The organism is Fictibacillus halophilus (assembly GCF_016401385.1).
Lineage (GTDB): Bacteria > Bacillota > Bacilli > Bacillales > Fictibacillaceae > Fictibacillus > Fictibacillus halophilus.
Genome location: NZ_JAEACF010000001.1, coordinates 2,556,326 through 2,573,793, shown reverse-complemented (window position 1 = coordinate 2,573,793; position 17,468 = coordinate 2,556,326). Strand labels below are relative to the sequence as shown.

Annotated in this window: 18 protein-coding genes and 1 other RNA gene; 17 read left to right on the top strand and 2 right to left on the bottom strand. The window is 40.6% G+C overall.

From position 1 onward, the window contains the following. The first annotated feature begins 169 nt into the window (after nucleotides 1-169). The 12 genes from I5J82_RS13360 (at nucleotide 170) to I5J82_RS13305 (ending at nucleotide 11,430) form a co-directional block, all read left to right on the top strand. Complete coding sequence (locus I5J82_RS13360; RefSeq protein WP_198768245.1) at nucleotides 170-424, top strand: hypothetical protein; 255 nt, start codon at nucleotides 170-172, stop codon at nucleotides 422-424. Between the two features lie 51 nt (nucleotides 425-475). Next, nucleotides 476-808: a hypothetical protein gene (locus I5J82_RS13355; protein ID WP_144698119.1), complete on the top strand. Its 333-nt coding sequence runs from the start codon at nucleotides 476-478 to the stop codon at nucleotides 806-808. An 89-nt stretch (nucleotides 809-897) separates the two neighbouring features. Next, a complete protein-coding gene (gene secG, locus I5J82_RS13350) occupies nucleotides 898-1,137 on the top strand; it encodes a preprotein translocase subunit SecG (RefSeq protein ID WP_066397553.1) in 240 nt (79 codons plus the stop codon). A 144-nt stretch (nucleotides 1,138-1,281) separates the two neighbouring features. After that, on the top strand, nucleotides 1,282-1,971 hold the full coding sequence (locus tag I5J82_RS13345) for an alpha/beta hydrolase (RefSeq protein WP_198768244.1): 690 nt from the start codon (nucleotides 1,282-1,284) through the stop codon (nucleotides 1,969-1,971). A 12-nt stretch (nucleotides 1,972-1,983) separates the two neighbouring features. Beyond that, nucleotides 1,984-2,730, top strand: a complete 747-nt coding sequence (locus I5J82_RS13340) for an alpha/beta hydrolase (protein WP_198768243.1) — start codon at nucleotides 1,984-1,986, stop codon at nucleotides 2,728-2,730. A gap of 58 nt (nucleotides 2,731-2,788) precedes the next feature. Continuing rightward, nucleotides 2,789-5,080, top strand: a complete 2,292-nt coding sequence (gene rnr / locus I5J82_RS13335) for a ribonuclease R (RefSeq protein ID WP_198769017.1) — start codon at nucleotides 2,789-2,791, stop codon at nucleotides 5,078-5,080. A 103-nt stretch (nucleotides 5,081-5,183) separates the two neighbouring features. Next, nucleotides 5,184-5,651 carry an SsrA-binding protein SmpB gene (gene smpB / locus I5J82_RS13330; protein WP_066239234.1) on the top strand — a complete coding sequence of 156 codons (468 nt, stop codon included), beginning with the start codon at nucleotides 5,184-5,186 and terminating at the stop codon, nucleotides 5,649-5,651. A gap of 147 nt (nucleotides 5,652-5,798) precedes the next feature. Further along, nucleotides 5,799-6,136, top strand: a transfer-messenger RNA (tmRNA) gene (ssrA, locus tag I5J82_RS13325). A 537-nt stretch (nucleotides 6,137-6,673) separates the two neighbouring features. Beyond that, a complete protein-coding gene (locus I5J82_RS13320; protein ID WP_198768242.1) occupies nucleotides 6,674-7,654 on the top strand; it encodes a nuclease-related domain-containing protein in 981 nt (326 codons plus the stop codon). 77 nt (nucleotides 7,655-7,731) lie between these two features. Further along, nucleotides 7,732-8,793 (top strand): M42 family metallopeptidase, encoded by a 1,062-nt coding sequence (locus I5J82_RS13315; protein WP_198769016.1) that lies wholly within the window; start codon nucleotides 7,732-7,734, stop codon nucleotides 8,791-8,793. Nucleotides 8,794-8,956: 163 nt separating this feature from the next. Further along, on the top strand, nucleotides 8,957-9,793 hold the full coding sequence (locus I5J82_RS13310; RefSeq protein ID WP_066397542.1) for an undecaprenyl-diphosphate phosphatase: 837 nt from the start codon (nucleotides 8,957-8,959) through the stop codon (nucleotides 9,791-9,793). Nucleotides 9,794-9,999: 206 nt separating this feature from the next. Then, the gene (locus I5J82_RS13305) at nucleotides 10,000-11,430 is read left to right on the top strand and encodes an LVIVD repeat-containing protein (protein WP_198768241.1); all 1,431 of its coding nucleotides are present in this window, start codon (nucleotides 10,000-10,002) and stop codon (nucleotides 11,428-11,430) included. A 52-nt stretch (nucleotides 11,431-11,482) separates the two neighbouring features. Here the strand turns inward: I5J82_RS13305 and I5J82_RS13300 are convergent, their stop codons facing one another. Continuing rightward, nucleotides 11,483-11,689, bottom strand: a complete 207-nt coding sequence (locus I5J82_RS13300) for a CsbD family protein (RefSeq protein WP_066397538.1) — start codon at nucleotides 11,687-11,689, stop codon at nucleotides 11,483-11,485. Between the two features lie 20 nt (nucleotides 11,690-11,709). After that, nucleotides 11,710-12,237, bottom strand: a complete 528-nt coding sequence (locus I5J82_RS13295; RefSeq protein WP_066397531.1) for a general stress protein — start codon at nucleotides 12,235-12,237, stop codon at nucleotides 11,710-11,712. A gap of 207 nt (nucleotides 12,238-12,444) precedes the next feature. On the opposite strand from I5J82_RS13295, the gene I5J82_RS13290 reads away from it, so the two are divergent. The 5 genes from I5J82_RS13290 to I5J82_RS13270 all read left to right on the top strand — a co-directional run bounded on the left by I5J82_RS13290 (nucleotide 12,445) and on the right by I5J82_RS13270 (nucleotide 17,457). Continuing rightward, nucleotides 12,445-13,668 carry an EAL and HDOD domain-containing protein gene (locus I5J82_RS13290; protein WP_066397529.1) on the top strand — a complete coding sequence of 408 codons (1,224 nt, stop codon included), beginning with the start codon at nucleotides 12,445-12,447 and terminating at the stop codon, nucleotides 13,666-13,668. Between the two features lie 116 nt (nucleotides 13,669-13,784). Then, nucleotides 13,785-14,783: an LLM class flavin-dependent oxidoreductase gene (locus I5J82_RS13285; RefSeq protein ID WP_198768240.1), complete on the top strand. Its 999-nt coding sequence runs from the start codon at nucleotides 13,785-13,787 to the stop codon at nucleotides 14,781-14,783. Between the two features lie 108 nt (nucleotides 14,784-14,891). Next, complete coding sequence (locus I5J82_RS13280) at nucleotides 14,892-15,905, top strand: LLM class flavin-dependent oxidoreductase (protein ID WP_198768239.1); 1,014 nt, start codon at nucleotides 14,892-14,894, stop codon at nucleotides 15,903-15,905. A gap of 401 nt (nucleotides 15,906-16,306) precedes the next feature. After that, on the top strand, nucleotides 16,307-16,828 hold the full coding sequence (locus tag I5J82_RS13275) for a DinB family protein (protein WP_198768238.1): 522 nt from the start codon (nucleotides 16,307-16,309) through the stop codon (nucleotides 16,826-16,828). A gap of 176 nt (nucleotides 16,829-17,004) precedes the next feature. Further along, nucleotides 17,005-17,457: a MarR family winged helix-turn-helix transcriptional regulator gene (locus I5J82_RS13270; protein WP_066397521.1), complete on the top strand. Its 453-nt coding sequence runs from the start codon at nucleotides 17,005-17,007 to the stop codon at nucleotides 17,455-17,457. Nucleotides 17,458-17,468 lie beyond the last annotated feature (11 nt).

The window sequence follows — 17,468 nt, the reverse complement described above, 5'->3', positions numbered from 1 at the left end:
GCTTTTTTAGTATAAACTTTACGCATTTAATTATCAGAAACTTATCATTTTCGTATAAGGAAAGAGTCATGATAAATCCATTTTAGACTAGACAAAAAGAGAGTAAATTAAATAAAAGGAAAAAACTCCTTTTTATATGTTTCTGATAAATAGGTGTGGTGAAGAAAAAATGAGGGTAGAGGAAACTAGACGGGATCGAAGAGGAAGATCATATCGGTTTCGATTAATCCGAGCATTTATCGTTCTACTATTTACGATTTTGTATATACGAACCTATGACCTTCAGATTACGAATGGAGAAAAGGCTCGTTTGAAATCAGAGACTTATGAAGATGTTGTAATCAAAAAATCCATTTTCAATGATAACTACTACTCGTCAAAAAAAGACACACCACTAGAAACAGACATAAAACATAACAAGTAACAGTAAAATGAAAATGGGGGATGTCCCCATTAATACGAAGAGGGGATGTTTATGATGCAACCACTTAAACAAGAATCTTCGGATGGTGCAGAAAACAAACTGGAGAAATTGAATCCCATCAGCTTTATTGGAAAAGTGAAAGAAACCAATGGCCAAGTATTTACCATCTCTCATAAGAAAACGTTGATGAAAGTAAAACTGGATGCTAAGACAGAGCTGCTCGATGGGGATAAGACGCTAGATATTGCGCCAGACGAAGCCGTGCAGCCAGGAGCTACCGTTCAAGTAGTAGGGATGTTGAACAAACGACTGAATGTAATAAGAGCGGTTCGCCTCTATATTTTTCATAAAGAATTTGATATCAACTATTCAGGAACAAATTAATGAAGGTTCTGAAAAAAGCTTTGCCTCGTCCCTTCAAGTTATGGTACATTTAGGGTAATGTAACGTGGAACGGTGGAGGTGTAACATACATGCTAACAGCAGCAAAAATCCTTCTTATTTTAGTATCAGTCGCATTAATCGTTGTCGTTGTTCTTCAATCAGGTCGTTCGGCAGGATTATCAGGTGCGATTACAGGTGGAGCTGAACAGCTTTTTGGTAAACAAAAAGCACGTGGAATCGACGCATTGCTAAGTAAGTTAACGATCATTCTTGCAGTGTTGTTCTTCATTCTAACAATTTCAGTAGCATACTTTATTCCGATGAACTAAGGAACAGTCAAAAACAACAAGCGGCTTTTACCGCTTGTTGTTTTTTTTAGTCTGTAGAAACACCGCATAACCTTTATGAGAGTGGTTGTGATATGATTTGATACGAGGATAAAAGGGTAACCTATAGACAAAAAAGGTGGTAGCATGATCGGGTGTCTTTGTTTGCATGGGTTCACAGGTGGACCTTATGAAATCGAGCCAATTACAGAATATCTAGAGAAGCATACAGACTGGTTGTTATCTGTGCCCACTTATCCTGGCCACGGAACTGAGCTCTCATTAAGAGGTAGAACACATACAGAATGGCTTCAAGAAGCTGAAAATGCTTATTTGGAGCTCCGCGAAAAGGTTGAACAGATCTATATAGTCGGCTTCTCTATGGGCGGCATGATCGCGGGTTATCTGGCTTCCAAATACGGGTGCGACAAATTAATTCTATTGAACGCAAGTGCGTACTATCTTAACCCTGCACAAATGATTAAAGATATTGCTAATATGATGGTCTCTGGTCTGAACGGTCAACTAAGAGATCATGAATTATATAAAAGGTATCGAAAAAAGTTTCTTGATACACCTTTCAGTGCAACGAGAGAGTTTCAGAAGCTTGTAAGGATGATCAAACCTGAATTCTCACAAGTCTCAGCACCCACTCTAATCGTTCAAGGCGAATGTGATGGCCTTGTTCCGAGAAGAAGCGCTGAATATCTGTATAAAGCGATCACAGCATCTAATAAGCGTCTTTGTTATTTTAAAGAATCAAAGCACATGATCTGTCATGATGTAGAGAAAGAAGAACTAATTCAAGAAGTTTATGAATTTTTAACGAATGAATAGGAGAGGTACAACATGAAAATCGCAGCACCAAAACCGTTTTTCTTTGAAGGAGGAAAGCGGGCAGTCTTAATGTTACATGGGTTCACAGGCAGTTCAGCCGATGTACGAATGATGGGGAGATACCTGCAGAAGAAGGGCTATACATGTCACGCTCCTCAGTATAAAGGGCATGCCGTTCCTCCTGAAGAATTAGTACACACAGGACCCGAAGACTGGTGGGAAGATGTGATTGGCGGCTACAATCATCTAAAAGAAAAAGGCTACGACGAGATTGCCGTGTGTGGTCTTTCATTAGGTGGGGTCTTCTCATTGAAACTGGCCACAGAACATCCTGTAAAAGCTGTTATTCCGATGTGCGCACCCATGTCCATCAAGAGTGAAGAAGTGATGTATAAAGGGGTTTGTGCGTACGCTGAAGAATATAAAAAGCGAGAACAGAAAACAGCAGAACAGATTCAAGAAGAGATGGAAGAATTCAAAAAAACACCGATGAACACGTTAAAAGCTCTTCAAGATCTTATTCAAAGTGTAAGAAATTCGGTAGATCTCGTATACGCACCTACGTTTGTTGTGCAGGCTAGAAATGATGAAATGATTAACACAGACTCTGCAAATATTATCTATGAAGAAGTAGAAAGTGATAAGAAAGACCTTAAATGGTATGAAAACTCATCACACGTTATTACATTAGACAAGGAAAAAGAACAGCTGCATGAAGATGTTTATGCTTTCTTAGAAGACCTTGATTGGTCAGAATAGAACCTTTTTTCCTTAAAAAGGAGGTCAGTTTTTGGATAAACTGCAAATACTCCAGCTCATGAAAGAATCGGAAAAACCGATGACAGTGACAGAGATTGAAGAAGCTCTTCAACTTCCTGACGCTGAAGCTTTCAAGAAACTGGTTTTAACACTTAACGAGCTAGAAGATGAAGGTTCAGTCGTTCGAACACGTACGAACCGTTATGGATTGCCAGAAAAGATGAGCCTGATTAAAGGCCGCGTTCAAGGGCATGCGAAAGGCTTTGCGTTCCTTATCCCGGAAGAGTCTGAACAAAAAGATGTGTACATCTCACAATCTGATATGAATGGTGCGATGAGCGGAGACACGGTTCTTGTGCGCCTCAACCAAACATCGTCAGGATCACGTCCAGAAGGTACGATCATTCGTATTTTAGAACGAGGCGTTACAGAGGTCGTCGGAACGTTCCAGGAAAGCCGTAAATTCGGTTTTGTTGTGGCTGATGATAAACGGATCCCGAATGATATCTTTATTCCTGCAGACGGCGTTAACGGCGCTGTAGAAGGACATAAGGTACTAGTGAAGATCACAAAATATCCTGAGGGTAGAAACAGTGCTGAAGGAGAGATCATTCACATCATCGGGCATAAGAACGATCCAGGTGTAGATATTATCTCTGTTATCTTCAAACATGGACTGCCAAGAGAGTTTCCTGTTGAAGCACTTGAGCAAGCTCATAATACGCCAGATGAGATCGACCCGAAAGATATTGAAGGACGTCGTGATCTTCGTAACGAAACCATTGTAACGATTGATGGAGCGGACGCGAAAGACTTGGATGATGCGGTTCATGTTATCAAGCTGCCGAATGGCCATTATAAGCTTGGCGTACATATCGCAGATGTGACGCACTATGTAACTGAAGATTCTCCAATCGATAAAGAAGCGCAAGAGCGTGGTACGAGTGTGTACTTAGTCGATCGTGTAATCCCAATGATTCCACATCGTCTATCAAACGGGATCTGTTCCTTAAATCCGAAAGTAGACCGCTTGACGATCTCTTGTGAGATGGAGATCAACCATGATGGAGAAGTCATTAAACATGAAATCTTCCCGAGTGTAATCAAAACAACAGAGCGCATGACGTATACAGATGTTCGTAAAATCTTACAGGATGAAGACGAAGCGGTTAACAAGAAATACGAGTCACTCATCCCTTTCTTTAAGTTAATGGGAGAGCTTGCCGAAATTCTTCGCAAAAAACGTTTTGCACGCGGGGCGATTGACTTCGATTTCTCTGAAGCAAAAGTACTCGTAGACGAAAACAGCGACCCACAAGATGTTGTTCTACGTGAACGTTCTGTTGCAGAAAAATTGATCGAAGAATTTATGCTATGTGCCAACGAAACCGTTGCACAGCATTTCCATGAACTCGAACTTCCTTTCATGTACCGAATTCATGAAGACCCTGATGAGGGCAAATTAGAACGTTTCTTAGAGTTCATCGGTATGTTTGGTTATGCGTTAAAAGGGACTGCAAGCGATATTCACCCGCGCAGCCTGCAACAGCTTTTGGAGACCGTAAAAGGTGAGCCAGAGGAAATGGTGATCAGTAAAATCATGCTTCGTTCGATGAAACAAGCGAAGTACGATCATATGTCACTGGGTCACTACGGACTAGCGACGGAATTCTATACTCATTTCACGTCACCGATTCGTCGTTATCCAGACTTAATCGTACATCGCCTCATCCGTACGTATCTGTTTAAAAAAGACACAGGACCAAAAACAGTCAGTCATTGGAAAGCAGAACTTCCTGGGATCGCTAAGCATTCATCAGCAATGGAACGCCGTGCTGTTGATGCGGAACGTGAAACAGATGAGCTTAAAAAATCACAGTTCATGCTTGATAAGATAGGCGAAGAGTTTGACGGCGTGATCAGCTCTGTAACGAACTTTGGATTGTTCGTTGAACTTCCAAACACGATTGAAGGACTCGTACACGTTAGCTACCTAACAGACGACTACTACCGATTCAATGAGAAGTTTATGGCGATGATCGGTGAGCGAACAGGTAACGTTTTCCGAATCGGTGATGAGATTTCCATTCGAGTTGCGAACGTAAATGTAGATGAGCGCGCGATCGATTTTGAAATCGTCGGAATGAAAGGAACACCTCGTAAACGCTTTAAAGATCGCCAAAAAGTCATCGATATTGGAGATACACCAAAACGCGGACGAGGAAGAAGAAGCAAGAACCGCACAAGTGAATCAGAGCGTTCCAGCGGACCTCAAGATTCAAAGAAAGGGAAGAAGAAGCCTTTCTATAAACCAGTAGCTAAGAAAAAAGGCAAGAAAAAGAAGAAATAATGAGCAAGTTAGTCAAGGTTCATCCTCGGTGGTGAACCTTGACGTTATTTGACCATATTGCTATAATTAAACTTCACTTGCTGTGGGGAGGATTGAGTTTTACATGCCAAAAGGAGAAGGGAAAGTAGTCGCACAGAATAAGAAAGCGCGGCACGATTACCACGTCGAAGAAACATTTGAAGCAGGAATTGTCCTTCAGGGCACGGAGATCAAATCCATTCGCGCAGGCAGGGCAAATTTAAAAGATTCCTTTGCACGTGTGCAAAATGGCGAGTTGTTTCTACACAACATGCACATCAGCACATACGAGCAAGGAAACCGGTACAACCATGATCCACTTCGTACGCGCAAGCTGCTTTTACACCGCAAAGAGATCAACAAGCTATTAGGTGCAACCAAAGAACAAGGTTACTCTATCGTTCCTTTGAAAATGTATTTAAAGAATGGTTTTGCGAAGCTTTTGATTGGACTTGCAAAAGGGAAAAAGCATTACGACAAGCGTGACGATCTGAAGAAAAAGGATGCAAAGCGAGAGATCGAGCGTGCATTCCGAGATCGCCAAAAAGCTTAATTGGTTTCTTTTACAGGATGTTACAATTGAGAAGATGAAGCAAAAATGTTATACTGAGTACACAAGTGAATAGAAGCGATTGAGCTTTTATCTCTTTCCGAGGTTCCGCAGAATTAAGTTTTTGCTTACCATTTTATATGGGGACGTTACGGATTCGACAGGGGTAGTTTGAGCTTAAGTTGCGAGTCGAGGGGGTCGGCCTCGTTAAAACGCCACAGCCAATAACTGGCAAACAAAACAACAACTTAGCTTTAGCTGCGTAATAGCACTTTAGCTGTTCCTCCCTCCATCGCCCATGTGGTAGGGTAAGGGACTCACTCTTAGTGGGCTACGCCGGTTGTCCTCCGCCTGAGGACGAAGGAAGAGAATAATCAGGCTAGCGGTCCAGGCGCCTGTCGGCTGGCAGACGGATCCGCGAAACGCGAATAAACCGACTACACTCGTAGAAGCTTAAGTGCCAATATCTTTGGACGTGGGTTCGATTAATAATTAGTCGCCTTATGTGGTAACACATAAGTGATAATTCGGCTTTATCGGTGAAACCTAACCAACTGTTCTTCGTTGCAAGGCAATGCCGAGCGGTATGTGGAGCAATCCAACAGCCGTGTATCGACTTATAGGCTGCCATTCTTGGTAGTACTAGGATACGAAATTCTGCTTGGACACAAGTAAATTTATGTTTCGTATAATACGCCGAAGAACCTGATTCTTCAGGTTCAAGATATAGTCAGTGCCATGACGAAAGCATGGAATAACATGTCCCACCGTCTCCACCATACATAGGTGGATAACAGGACTCGCCCCAAGGTGAGTCCTTTTTTGTATGCTGAATTTGTGCAAATGTCGATATATTTTGATTTTCGCCGATATATTTAAATTCTTGCCGATATAATTCGAAAGTTGCCGATAAAATACTCATTTTCGCCGATATAACAAAAAAGTTGCTGATATCTGTTTTCCTAACAGGATTTGCACCCATACAAAAGAATTATTAACAATATAATCATGAAAGGAGTTAGACTTTGATCATCAAAAAACGAACAAAGCCAATTAAATTATACAAGTTTGAGGCACTATTTAGACGACTTGATCTTGAACATCCAAAAAGACAAATTGCTTCTGAAACATATGCAAAAAGTTTGGCTGGATATCGTGGTGAGCGTTCATTAGATTTTCCACTAAGTTTTTTACCCGAACAAAAATACCATATCCTTCATGACCTTCGTCTTTATGATGGTTCACATTACTTCCAGATTGATTGCCTTCTGTTATCCTCAAATCTCATAATTATCATCGAAGTGAAAAACATAACTGGAACACTTATTTTTGACTCTATTTTCAATCAGTTAATAAGGATCAATGACAATAAGGATGAAACAGCATTCAGCAGCCCAGTTGTCCAAGTAAATAGACAAGTGGAGCAACTTCAAAAGTGGCTTAAGCTTCAAAAGTTCCCCTCGATTCCTATTGAGCCGCTTGTAATCATCGGAAATGATAAATCTGTAATCAAGTCTACTGAAAAAGAAAAATCTCAAAACCTCTCGCAGTTCGTATTACCCTACTATGTTTTGCCTGAAAAAATAAAAGAACTTGAGGAAAGACACACAACTCATCTCCTTACTGATGAATGTCATTGTACCCTCTCTAACCAACTTCTGTTAAAGGACACTCCACTCGAATTCAATATCCTTCAACGTTTTTACATCCCGGAAAGTGATTTAATAAAAGGATTACAGTGTACAAACTGTAAATTGTTTAGTATGCACAGAACATATGGTACATGGGTATGTAATAGATGTATGGCAACTTCTAAAAATGCTCATCTACAAGGCTTACGTGATTATTATCTTTTGATTAATAACACGATCAGTAATCGGCAAATGAATGATTTCCTCCATATCAACTCACCACATATCACGAAACACCTTTTAAACTCACTACGTTTTAAAACGATTGGAACCAATAAAGGTAGAAAATACGTCTTGAACTTCGATTTTGAATAATTTTATTCTCCTTCTGAAAAAGAACGTATTCAAACCGTATATTTTCCCCATCCTATAAAATAGGAAGGTGAAAAATGATGGACTTATTAAAAGAGTTAACAGAAACAAATGGTGCTCCTGGTTTTGAAAAAGCAATTCGAGAGATCATGAAGCGTGAGATCAGTAAAACGGGTGCTACGCTCATGAACGACCATATCGGGAGTGTATTCGGTGAAAAACACGGATCTACAAATGACGGTCCTAAAATACTTCTTGCAGGTCACATGGACGAAGTCGGTTTCATGGTCAGTGAGATTACAGAACAAGGTTATTTGCGCTTCGTTCCATTAGGAGGCTGGTGGTCACAAGTTCTACTCGCGCAACGTGTCCATGTTCAGACGAAAAGTAAAACGTTCACAGGCGTCGTTGGATCAAAAGCACCTCATATCTTAACAGCCGATGAACGAAACCGTGTTTATCCGATGAAAGAGATGTTTATAGATATTGGTGCAAAAGATAAAGACCAAGTGAAGGAGTGGGGGATTAGAGTAGGAGATCCGATTCTACCGATATGCCCATTTGAACTGATGCCTGACGGTGATACGATTCTTGCCAAGGCACTCGACAATCGAGCAGGCTGTTACACGGCATTACAAGTACTGCAACAGTTACAAAATATCAATCATCCAAACACCGTCTATTGTGGTGCGACCGTTCAAGAAGAAGTAGGGCTTAGGGGAGCGATTACGGCACCTGCGATTATGGAGCCAGACGTGGCGATTGCACTCGATGTAGGAGTTGCAGAAGATGGTCCTGGTGGGAACCCAAACAAAGCGAAGCTCGGAAAAGGGCCGCTCATCACGTTCCTCGATTCGTCCATGATTCCACATACAGGTTTTCGCGACTTAATCATCGAGGTTGCAGAGAAACATAACATACCGTACCAAGTAGACGTTATGCTTGGCGGAGGAACGGATGCTGGTAAGTTCCATCTCTTCAAAAAAGGAATCCCAAGTCTGGTAGTGGGAGTTGCAGCCCGATACATTCATAGTCATACTTCCATGGTCAGTAAGAGCGACTTAGAAAATAGCGCAAAGCTTCTAGTAGAGCTGGTGAAGGTTCTAGATAAAGAAAAACTTCATTCGCTTTTAAAGTATTAAACTTTAAAAAACCTCGTTGGATTTCATTCCGACGGGGTTTCTCACTTTTTCGCAATATGTTACAGTGTTATAAAAAGTTTTACATCATTCTTTGCTAATCATCGAAAAACGTCTATTATATAGAGATGAGAGTATAAGTTGTTAAAGGAGATCAGTTATTTTTATGGACATCCTATTGTTATTAAAAGCCCTAATTTTAGGGTTAGTAGAAGGTTTGACGGAGTTTGCTCCTGTATCATCAACGGGACATATGATTCTTGTAGATGACATGTGGTTAAGATCACAAGACTTTTTAGGTAAGTATCCAGCCAATACATTTAAAGTTGTCATACAGCTTGGTTCAATTTTAGCTGTAGTCGTTGTTTTCAGACAGCGATTTATCGACATGCTTGGATTTAGCAGAAACAAAGCAACAAATGAAATCACGGGGAGCCGTTTAAAATTAACACAAGTCATCGTAGGGCTCTTGCCGGCAGGTGTTCTTGGATTGTTGTTCGAAGATTATATCGACGAGTACCTTTTCACGACGAATACAGTGCTTATTGGACTCGCGATTGGTGCGTTTCTCATGATTTTTGCCGATCGATTTGCTGCTAAAAATCAAAACCCTGTCATTGATACAGTAGATAAGATTACGTACAAGCAAGCATTCTCGATCGGATTGATTCAGTGTTTATCCCTGTGGCCAGGATTTTCACGTTCTGGTGCTACGATTTCAGGTGGTGTCCTTCTAGGGCTTAGTCACCGTGCTGCAGCTGACTTTACATTCATTATGGCTGTTCCGATCATGGCAGGTGCGAGTGGAATCTCCCTGTTAAAGAACTTAGAATATTTTAGTATGGACGCTATGCCATTCTTTGTGGTTGGATTCATCAGTGCATTTGTATTCGCCATGTTATCCATCCGTTTCTTCTTAAACGTTATTGAAAAAGTTAAGCTAACGCCATTTGCGATTTATCGTTTAGTGCTAGTAGCTGTTATCTTTTTTGTTATCATGTAAATTTGACCCTGAACCTTGGACGATATAAGTTCCAATGAGTTCAGGGTTTTCTTTATGTTTAACAGGATGATAGTCCCGTTGTTAAACGACAAAAGTACGCAAATTCTCACACGTTATATGTGGAATATTTAGTCTATTTTCCACTTCTTTCTTGTGATTAACTCCTTTATTGTAGGAACTATTAAGATGGAGGTGGCTAAGGGGATATGAACAAATTTGCATCAAAAATTTTATTAAGTACACTTGCACTTTCTTTAGCAGGTGGAGGAATTGCTTTAGCTTGCGAAAACGGACAAAAAAGCTACATTGAAGCTGGAGAATCTACGTTTGGTGGAATTCCAAAAGTAGAAGGATCTAAAAACTTTGAACATCTTAAAGAAGTGGCTGCTGTACCCCTAAAAGACATAAAAGGAAAACCTGCTACAACCGCAGATGTATATGCGTACAAAGGGTATGCATATCTTGGTACACACCGTGGTCAGATGACAAATGAGGGAGTAAGGATTTTTGATATGAAAGATCCTGCCAATCCTAAAGAAGTTGCTGTTCTTGCGAATGATATACCTGGAACATGGCAGGAAAAGGTAATCGTTCAATCAGTAAGTACTCCGTCATTTAAAGGAGACTTAGCGGCTGTGAGTGTTCAGCGCGTTGATAAAGAGCGATATGGCTATGAAGGAGAAACATCTGAAAATGGTGGTGTGGTGTTATACGATGTTACCAACCCTAAAGAGCCAAAAAAGCTAGGGTTTTGGAAAACACCTTCTAATCTTCCTACCGGGACGCATGAACATTGGCTGACAGAACAGAACAACAAAGTCTTACTTTTAGCTACTAATTATCAAGCTCATCGCTATAAGGACAAAGGGGTCGATGTTCATGACTTTTCAATCGTAGATGTAACAAACCCTAGAAAACCGGAGGAACTCTCAAACTGGGATCCAACTGAAGTTGGCGGTAGTTTTAATGGTGATTATCAATATGAAGACGAGACAGGCGCACAGCGCACGGCATTTTTACATAGTGTCATCACGGATGAAACAGGTAAATATGCATACCTCTCCTATTGGGATCTTGGAACAATCATTTTAAATATTGAAGATCCTGCAAATCCAAAGTTTGTTGGAAGGACAAAATTTGAACGTGATGTTCAAGGAGCAGCGCATTCGGCGGCGTTAGCTCATGGTGGAAACATTTTGATTGAAACGCGAGAAATTTTTAATCCTGATCCTCATGACCCAGGATTTGAAAGAGGCTGGGGATATGTTCGTGTATACGACATAAAAGATAAAAGTAATCCTGTTTTATTAAGTACGTTTAGAACGTTAAACTCGATGGTGCAGATTAAAGCAGGAGAGCGCAAGCCAGGAACATATACGGTGCATGATCCAAAAGTAAGAGGAAATACGCTCTACCTTTCTCATTATTCTGATGGCATCCGTATGGTTGACCTTACGGATCCAGCAAATCCGGTGGAAGTAGGATCATATGTATCTGACAAAGCAAACGTATGGGGTGTTTTCGTAGATCGAAACTATATATTAGCTTCTGATATGGGGCAAGGATTAAAAGTTTTACAGAAAAAAGCGGATCCAAATGTGAACAAGATGAACTTACAATCCTTTCTTATTAAATAACGCTACAAAACAAACCCCACTAAGTCGTGACTTAGTGGGGTTTCTACTATTTTTAATATTGCTCCATTCTGCTATACCAATCGTCGTATTCACGCTCAGCTTCTTCTCGTTTTCTTCCGTGTCTTTCCTGAATCTTTCCGATCATTTTCTCACGGTCACCCTGTGCTTGATCGTAATCATCATCTGTGAGGTTGCCCCATTGTTTCTTCGCTTCACCTTTTAACTGTTTCCATTTGCCTTCCATTGTATCGTTTTTCATATTGAATCCTCCTCCTTTTACTATTTGTTGGAATATGAATCTTCATAACGATGTGCGTTTGTGGAACGGTACGTACGGAATGTATCATTAGCTTGTCTATGTCGGCTTACTTCGTTCGCATCAACAAGAACGAGAATGTCCCCAGCTTCAACAGATTGTTCGTATTCTTTCGCTTCATTTTCAGGTATGCCTAATCCTACAAGAGCACCAACAATTCCTCCTGCACCCGCACCAACTGCTGCACCGCCCAGGGCTGCTGCAATAGGACCTGCTGCTACGATCGGGCCGATTCCTGGAATAGCGAGTGCGCCCGCACCTAGTAATAGACCACCAAGTCCACCAAGAATGCCACCTGTGGCCATTCCCGTGGCAGCCCCTTCAGGAGCTTTTGAGCCAGTTTCTTCATGAATGTGTTTTACTTCTTTTTTGTCTTTTGCGATCACTGAAATTTCGTTGTCACTATAACCTTGATCTCTCAGCTCTTTAATTGCATCAATCGCATCATCTTCTGTACGGAAAACGCCAACCACTTTACCATGAGTATCCATCGATTTCCTCCCTTTGTAGAAGATTAGTACGTAGTTTGTGTTCCCACTGACTATTGAGTTGAAACATGAACTTACAGGTTCGACAAAAGTATACACAAAAAGTATTTGGAAGCATTTAACACCAAAACACGTATTGTACTTGTTTACAATTTATGGTTTGATGTCTATATAAAGGAAAAAGATGAATGAGTGTGAATGGGGATAGAGATGGATATTTTTATTGGCAGACAACCGATCTTAGACAAAGATGAGAACGTTGTCGCTTATGAACTTTTATATAGAAACAGTGAGAACAATAGATATGATGGATTGGACCATGATAGTGCTACAATCGATGTTATGGTGAACAGCTTTGCTGGAATCGGGATCAAAGAAGTTGGAGAACGCAAGAAATGTTTTATAAACTTTACGGAAAATCTGTTATTAAATCGGATTCCTACGTATATTTCTCCTCAATATATCGTCGTTGAAATCTTAGAGGATGTTCGTTTAACGGACGAAGTGCTTGAGGTCTGTAAAGAGTTAAAGAATAAAGGTTATATTATTGCGCTTGATGATGTTTCGGTAAACCGCAACTTAGATAGAGTACTGCCTTATATCGATATCATTAAAGTGGACTACTTATTAATGGACGTCCAAGAGATGAAGATCATGATTGAAACGTACCGCGAGCAGATTACATTTCTAGCAGAAAAGATAGAAACACGTGAGCAGTTTGAACAAGCAAAAGAGCTAGGATTTGAATACTTTCAAGGCTACTTCTTCAGCAGACCAGTCGTATTGCAGGGAAAAGATATCGCTCCTATTCCGACAAACTATCTTCTGCTATTAGAAAAACTGAATGGTTCAGAGCCAGACATTCATGAGATCAGCAGCTTAATTCAACGAGATCTCTCGCTTTCTTATAAGCTTTTGAAAGTGATGAATTCTGGTACCTACTTCTTTAAAAGTAAGATTACAACGATAAAACAAGCTGTCGTCCTAGTAGGACTGTATGAAATCAAAAAGCTCGTCATGATTTTGATGATGTCGAGTTTGAACAGAGTTGATACTCAACTGGAAATTGTAAAGATGAGTCTTACTCGTGCCTTTTTCTTTGAACGCATCGCGAAATCAGTAGGTGTGTCAAAAAATCATCTCTACATGTTTGGCATGTTCTCTCTTATCGACACGCTGCTGAGTAAAAACATGAGAGACGTGATTGCTGACCTTCCGATAACGAATGAGCTGGCTGAAGCTCTTTTAGGAAACATAGATTCCTATAATCTCGCATTAAAAATCATACAAGGTTTGGAGAGAGGTTCATGGCTGGAAATCCAGTCGATATGCCGCTCGCTCAATTTGTCAGAAGCGGAACTCTATACGCATTACCGAGCAAGTACTTTATCTGCTGATCAGTTTGTAAAGGCGGATACAGAAATAAAAGTCTAGCTCATTCAGATGAAAGGAACCTCAAGCGGGGTTCTTTTTTTATATGATAATCCTCAAAAAAGTAAAGAGAGTAAGACTTGGAGTAAAATACAAGAATATAAGGGAGGAGGCACGAGATGAAATTAAGCATACTCGATCAATCCCCAATCTCATCCGGTAAGAGTGCGCAAGAAGCTCTTCAAGCTTCAATGGAACTTGCACGAGAGGGAGAAAAGCTAGGCTATAAACGCTATTGGATCGCGGAACACCATAACTTTAGCGGCTTATCTTGCTCAGCACCAGAAGTGATGCTGAGCTATATTGGGGCAAACACAAAAAAGATTCGACTCGGCGCAGGAGCTGTGCTTTTACCGCATTATAAACCTTACAGAGTTGCGGAAACCTATAACATGCTCGCTACACTTTTTCCTGGAAGGATCGATCTTGGTATCGGTCGTGCTCCTGGAGGGTCGGCAGAGGCGTCGATCGCTCTTTCGGAAAATTTTTTGGAGAATGTTCGAAAAGTTCCCCAATCGATCAAACAACTGCTGCACTTTCTGCGTAACGACTTTCCAAAAGACGATATGTTTTCTAAGATTCAGGCCGCTCCAGTCCCCGAGATTTCGCCCGTTCCATGGATTCTTGGAACAAGCCAAAAAAGTGCTGATTTAGCTGCAGAATTTGGAATAGCTTATGCGTTCGGTCATTTTATGAGTGATAAACCAGGATCCGAAATTGTAAGATCGTATCAAAAAGTCTTTCAACCGAACTCATCATTAAAAACAGCAAAAACGATTGTTGCTGTGTCTGTGATCTGTGCAGAAACAACAGAACGTGCTGAGGAACTTGCATTACCAGGAATTTTATGGAGAAAACAGAATGCTTCTGGCGAAGGACGTGGCGTTCCAACTATTGAAGAAGCTCACCAGTGTTTTTCAATCGAAGAACGGGAACAATTCATACATGAAGCAAAAAGAAAAATGATTATCGGCAACCCACAAGAGGTAAAGAGAGAACTATATAGGCTTCAAGAAATGTATCAAGCAGATGAAATGATGATTGTGACGATTACTCACTCTTATGATGACCGATTGAAGTCATACGAGTTAGTAGGTGAACACGTACGTTCTATATGAGGGATAAGCAGTATTTTTTATTTAAGAAAGCAAACTTGTTATACTAGTAGCGAATTATTAAAATATAGTAGCTAATTTTTTGTTGCTTTAAATAAGGAGGACGTTACGATGTCCAGTAAAAAAAGTTTAAGTGATGTGAAATGGTCAGTTCTTGACCTTGCACCGGTCGTTGAAGGTGGAACTGTATCTGAATCGTTTAAGAATACGCTAGATCTTGCTCAGCATGCTGAAAAATGGGGATACAACCGTTATTGGCTGGCTGAACATCATAATATGCCTGGAATCGCGAGCTCTGCTACTTCAGTCGTGATCGGTCATGTGGCGGGTGGTACGTCTAAAATTCGTGTCGGCTCTGGCGGAATCATGCTTCCTAACCACGCGCCACTCGTGATTGCTGAACAATTCGGCACACTTGATTCCCTGTATCCAGGTAGAATTGACCTCGGACTCGGACGAGCTCCTGGAACAGACCAGATAACAGCACAAGCGCTTCGACGTGATCTAGGCAACATGGGTGATGATTTTCCGTACCAGCTAGAGGAATTGCGAACGTATCTAGATCCAGAACGAGCAGAATCGCCTATGAAAGTAAGAGCGGTTCCTGGAGAAGGTCAAGATATTCCGATCTGGCTTTTAGGTTCAAGCGGCTTTAGTGCACGATTGGCAGGTAGAGAAGGACTTCCGTTTGCATTCGCGAGTCATTTTTCGCCAGACAACACGATTCCTGCACTAGAGTTATACCGTAATACGTTTACGCCATCTGAAGTACTTGAGAAACCGTATGCGATGGTGGGAGCAAACGTGGTTGTAGCAGATACAGATGAGGAAGCAGGGCGTATCGCTACATCTCTTCAACAGCAGTTCGTCAACTTAGTGCGTGGAAACCCAACCAAGTTGAAGCCACCTGTTGATAGCATGGATGGCATCTGGAGTCCCTATGAAAAAGCGGCACTCGATCAGCAGTTACGCACATCCTTTATCGGCAGTCCAGAAACGGTCAAAGCTAAGCTGCAAGCGTTCTTAGACGAAACACAGGCAGATGAGATCATCGTAAATGGCCAAATCTACGACCATGCTGCACGATTGCGTTCATTCCAGTTGTTATCGGAGATCGTAAAATAAAATGTGTGGTGATTAGCGTACTCCTGAGTGGAGTGCGCTTTTTTGATGTGGGGTATTTGAGTTACTGGGTTTGTCGAAGTTTGTCGACTCGCAGATAACTTTTGGAATGAGAAGTAAAACTCGTGGATAAAACCCAAAAATTTTTTGATTAAGAGAGTAAACTTCTGGATTGATACTTTTGAATACCTCTCTGGGTATGCGTTTCTTCGTTGTAAAAGCTCTAGCATACGTTGTGCTCACAGTTTGAACCGCGGAAAGCGAGCAGCGTGAAACAGAAATTAACTATTTCTCATACAGCATACGTTACTTTCGAAAAAGAACAGTTGTTTGCATTTTTTAAAGGATTTATTCAATCCGTCATCGAATTAAGTACCATGAAAAACAATCTGGAGGTATGAAGGATGAATAAATCGCTACAACTTCAACAATTTAACTTTTGGGCTAATGAGAGAGTATTTGAGAAACTAAAAGAACTCCCAACCGAAATGTATAGGAAAGAGGTAGAAAGTGTTTTTCCTTCGATCGCTAATGTTCTTGTTCACATGTATCAAGTCGATTATGTATGGCTACAAGTACTAAAAGGGAAAACATTCGAAGATATTTTTAACTCCGTTAAACAGCTACACGAAGAATTAAATGCTGCAGATCTACAAAATATGCAAATGAAATTTGAAGCAATGTCTGAAGACTACGAGAACTTCATCATAGGACTTGAAGATTTATCCGCTGATATCACTGTTCATCATCCACATTTCGGAACACTACATTCAACCTATGGTGATCTTGTTCAGCACATCGTGAATCATGGTACGTATCATCGAGGACATTTATCTGCAATCGTCAATCAACTCGGCTATAAAGGAGCATCGATCGATTATATTTTTTATCTCTATTCACTACAAGAAAGTAAGCAAACTTCATAAGAATGAGGAAGAAGGCATATCTAAAGAGATATGTCTTTTTTGTTACGTTTAAATAGATCACTGTAAAAGTTATAGAAGAGTGATTGACAAGCTACTTGTCCACCATGTAATCTAAATCTGGAAATAGATAGTTCAATAATTGAACAGTTAAAAAAATGAACCAACAGGAGGTTAGTATGTCACAACTATCCATTAAAGAACTTGTTGATCGTTATATCGATCTCACATTTGCTGTTCACAAAAAAGGGGAGTCCCTTGTAAAAGAACAGCTACAGAGTGAACTTTCAAATGATCAATTTTATACATTGAAGTATATCTACAAGACTGAGAACTGCACATCAACCGAACTAGCAAAAGTATTTGATGTGAAGAAAAGTGCCATTACAGCTGTGATCACAAAATTGTGGGATCAAGACTTGATTGAGAGAACGAGAGATCAAAACGATCGCCGCGTCGTTTATCTCACATTAACGGAAACAGGGCTTGAGCTTTACAAAAAAACAGAAGAAAGAATTTATAACTTGGTAGAATCCATCATTACTCAGTTTGAGGAGCAGGAGATCAAACAGTTTATTGACACGTACGAAAAGATCAACAACATCTTAACGACACTTCAGGAAAAACAGTAGGCAGGGGGAGA

Coding starts and splice junctions, on each gene's coding strand:
- I5J82_RS13360 (WP_198768245.1), top strand. CDS start 170: ATGAGGGTAGAGGAAACTAGACGGGATCGAAGAGGAAGATCATATCGG.
- I5J82_RS13355 (WP_144698119.1), top strand. CDS start 476: ATGATGCAACCACTTAAACAAGAATCTTCGGATGGTGCAGAAAACAAA.
- secG (WP_066397553.1), top strand. CDS start 898: ATGCTAACAGCAGCAAAAATCCTTCTTATTTTAGTATCAGTCGCATTA.
- I5J82_RS13345 (WP_198768244.1), top strand. CDS start 1,282: ATGATCGGGTGTCTTTGTTTGCATGGGTTCACAGGTGGACCTTATGAA.
- I5J82_RS13340 (WP_198768243.1), top strand. CDS start 1,984: ATGAAAATCGCAGCACCAAAACCGTTTTTCTTTGAAGGAGGAAAGCGG.
- rnr (WP_198769017.1), top strand. CDS start 2,789: ATGAAAGAATCGGAAAAACCGATGACAGTGACAGAGATTGAAGAAGCT.
- smpB (WP_066239234.1), top strand. CDS start 5,184: ATGCCAAAAGGAGAAGGGAAAGTAGTCGCACAGAATAAGAAAGCGCGG.
- I5J82_RS13315 (WP_198769016.1), top strand. CDS start 7,732: ATGGACTTATTAAAAGAGTTAACAGAAACAAATGGTGCTCCTGGTTTT.
- I5J82_RS13310 (WP_066397542.1), top strand. CDS start 8,957: ATGGACATCCTATTGTTATTAAAAGCCCTAATTTTAGGGTTAGTAGAA.
- I5J82_RS13305 (WP_198768241.1), top strand. CDS start 10,000: ATGAACAAATTTGCATCAAAAATTTTATTAAGTACACTTGCACTTTCT.
- I5J82_RS13300 (WP_066397538.1), bottom strand. CDS start 11,689: ATGAAAAACGATACAATGGAAGGCAAATGGAAACAGTTAAAAGGTGAA.
- I5J82_RS13295 (WP_066397531.1), bottom strand. CDS start 12,237: ATGGATACTCATGGTAAAGTGGTTGGCGTTTTCCGTACAGAAGATGAT.
- I5J82_RS13290 (WP_066397529.1), top strand. CDS start 12,445: ATGGATATTTTTATTGGCAGACAACCGATCTTAGACAAAGATGAGAAC.
- I5J82_RS13285 (WP_198768240.1), top strand. CDS start 13,785: ATGAAATTAAGCATACTCGATCAATCCCCAATCTCATCCGGTAAGAGT.
- I5J82_RS13280 (WP_198768239.1), top strand. CDS start 14,892: ATGTCCAGTAAAAAAAGTTTAAGTGATGTGAAATGGTCAGTTCTTGAC.
- I5J82_RS13275 (WP_198768238.1), top strand. CDS start 16,307: ATGAATAAATCGCTACAACTTCAACAATTTAACTTTTGGGCTAATGAG.
- I5J82_RS13270 (WP_066397521.1), top strand. CDS start 17,005: ATGTCACAACTATCCATTAAAGAACTTGTTGATCGTTATATCGATCTC.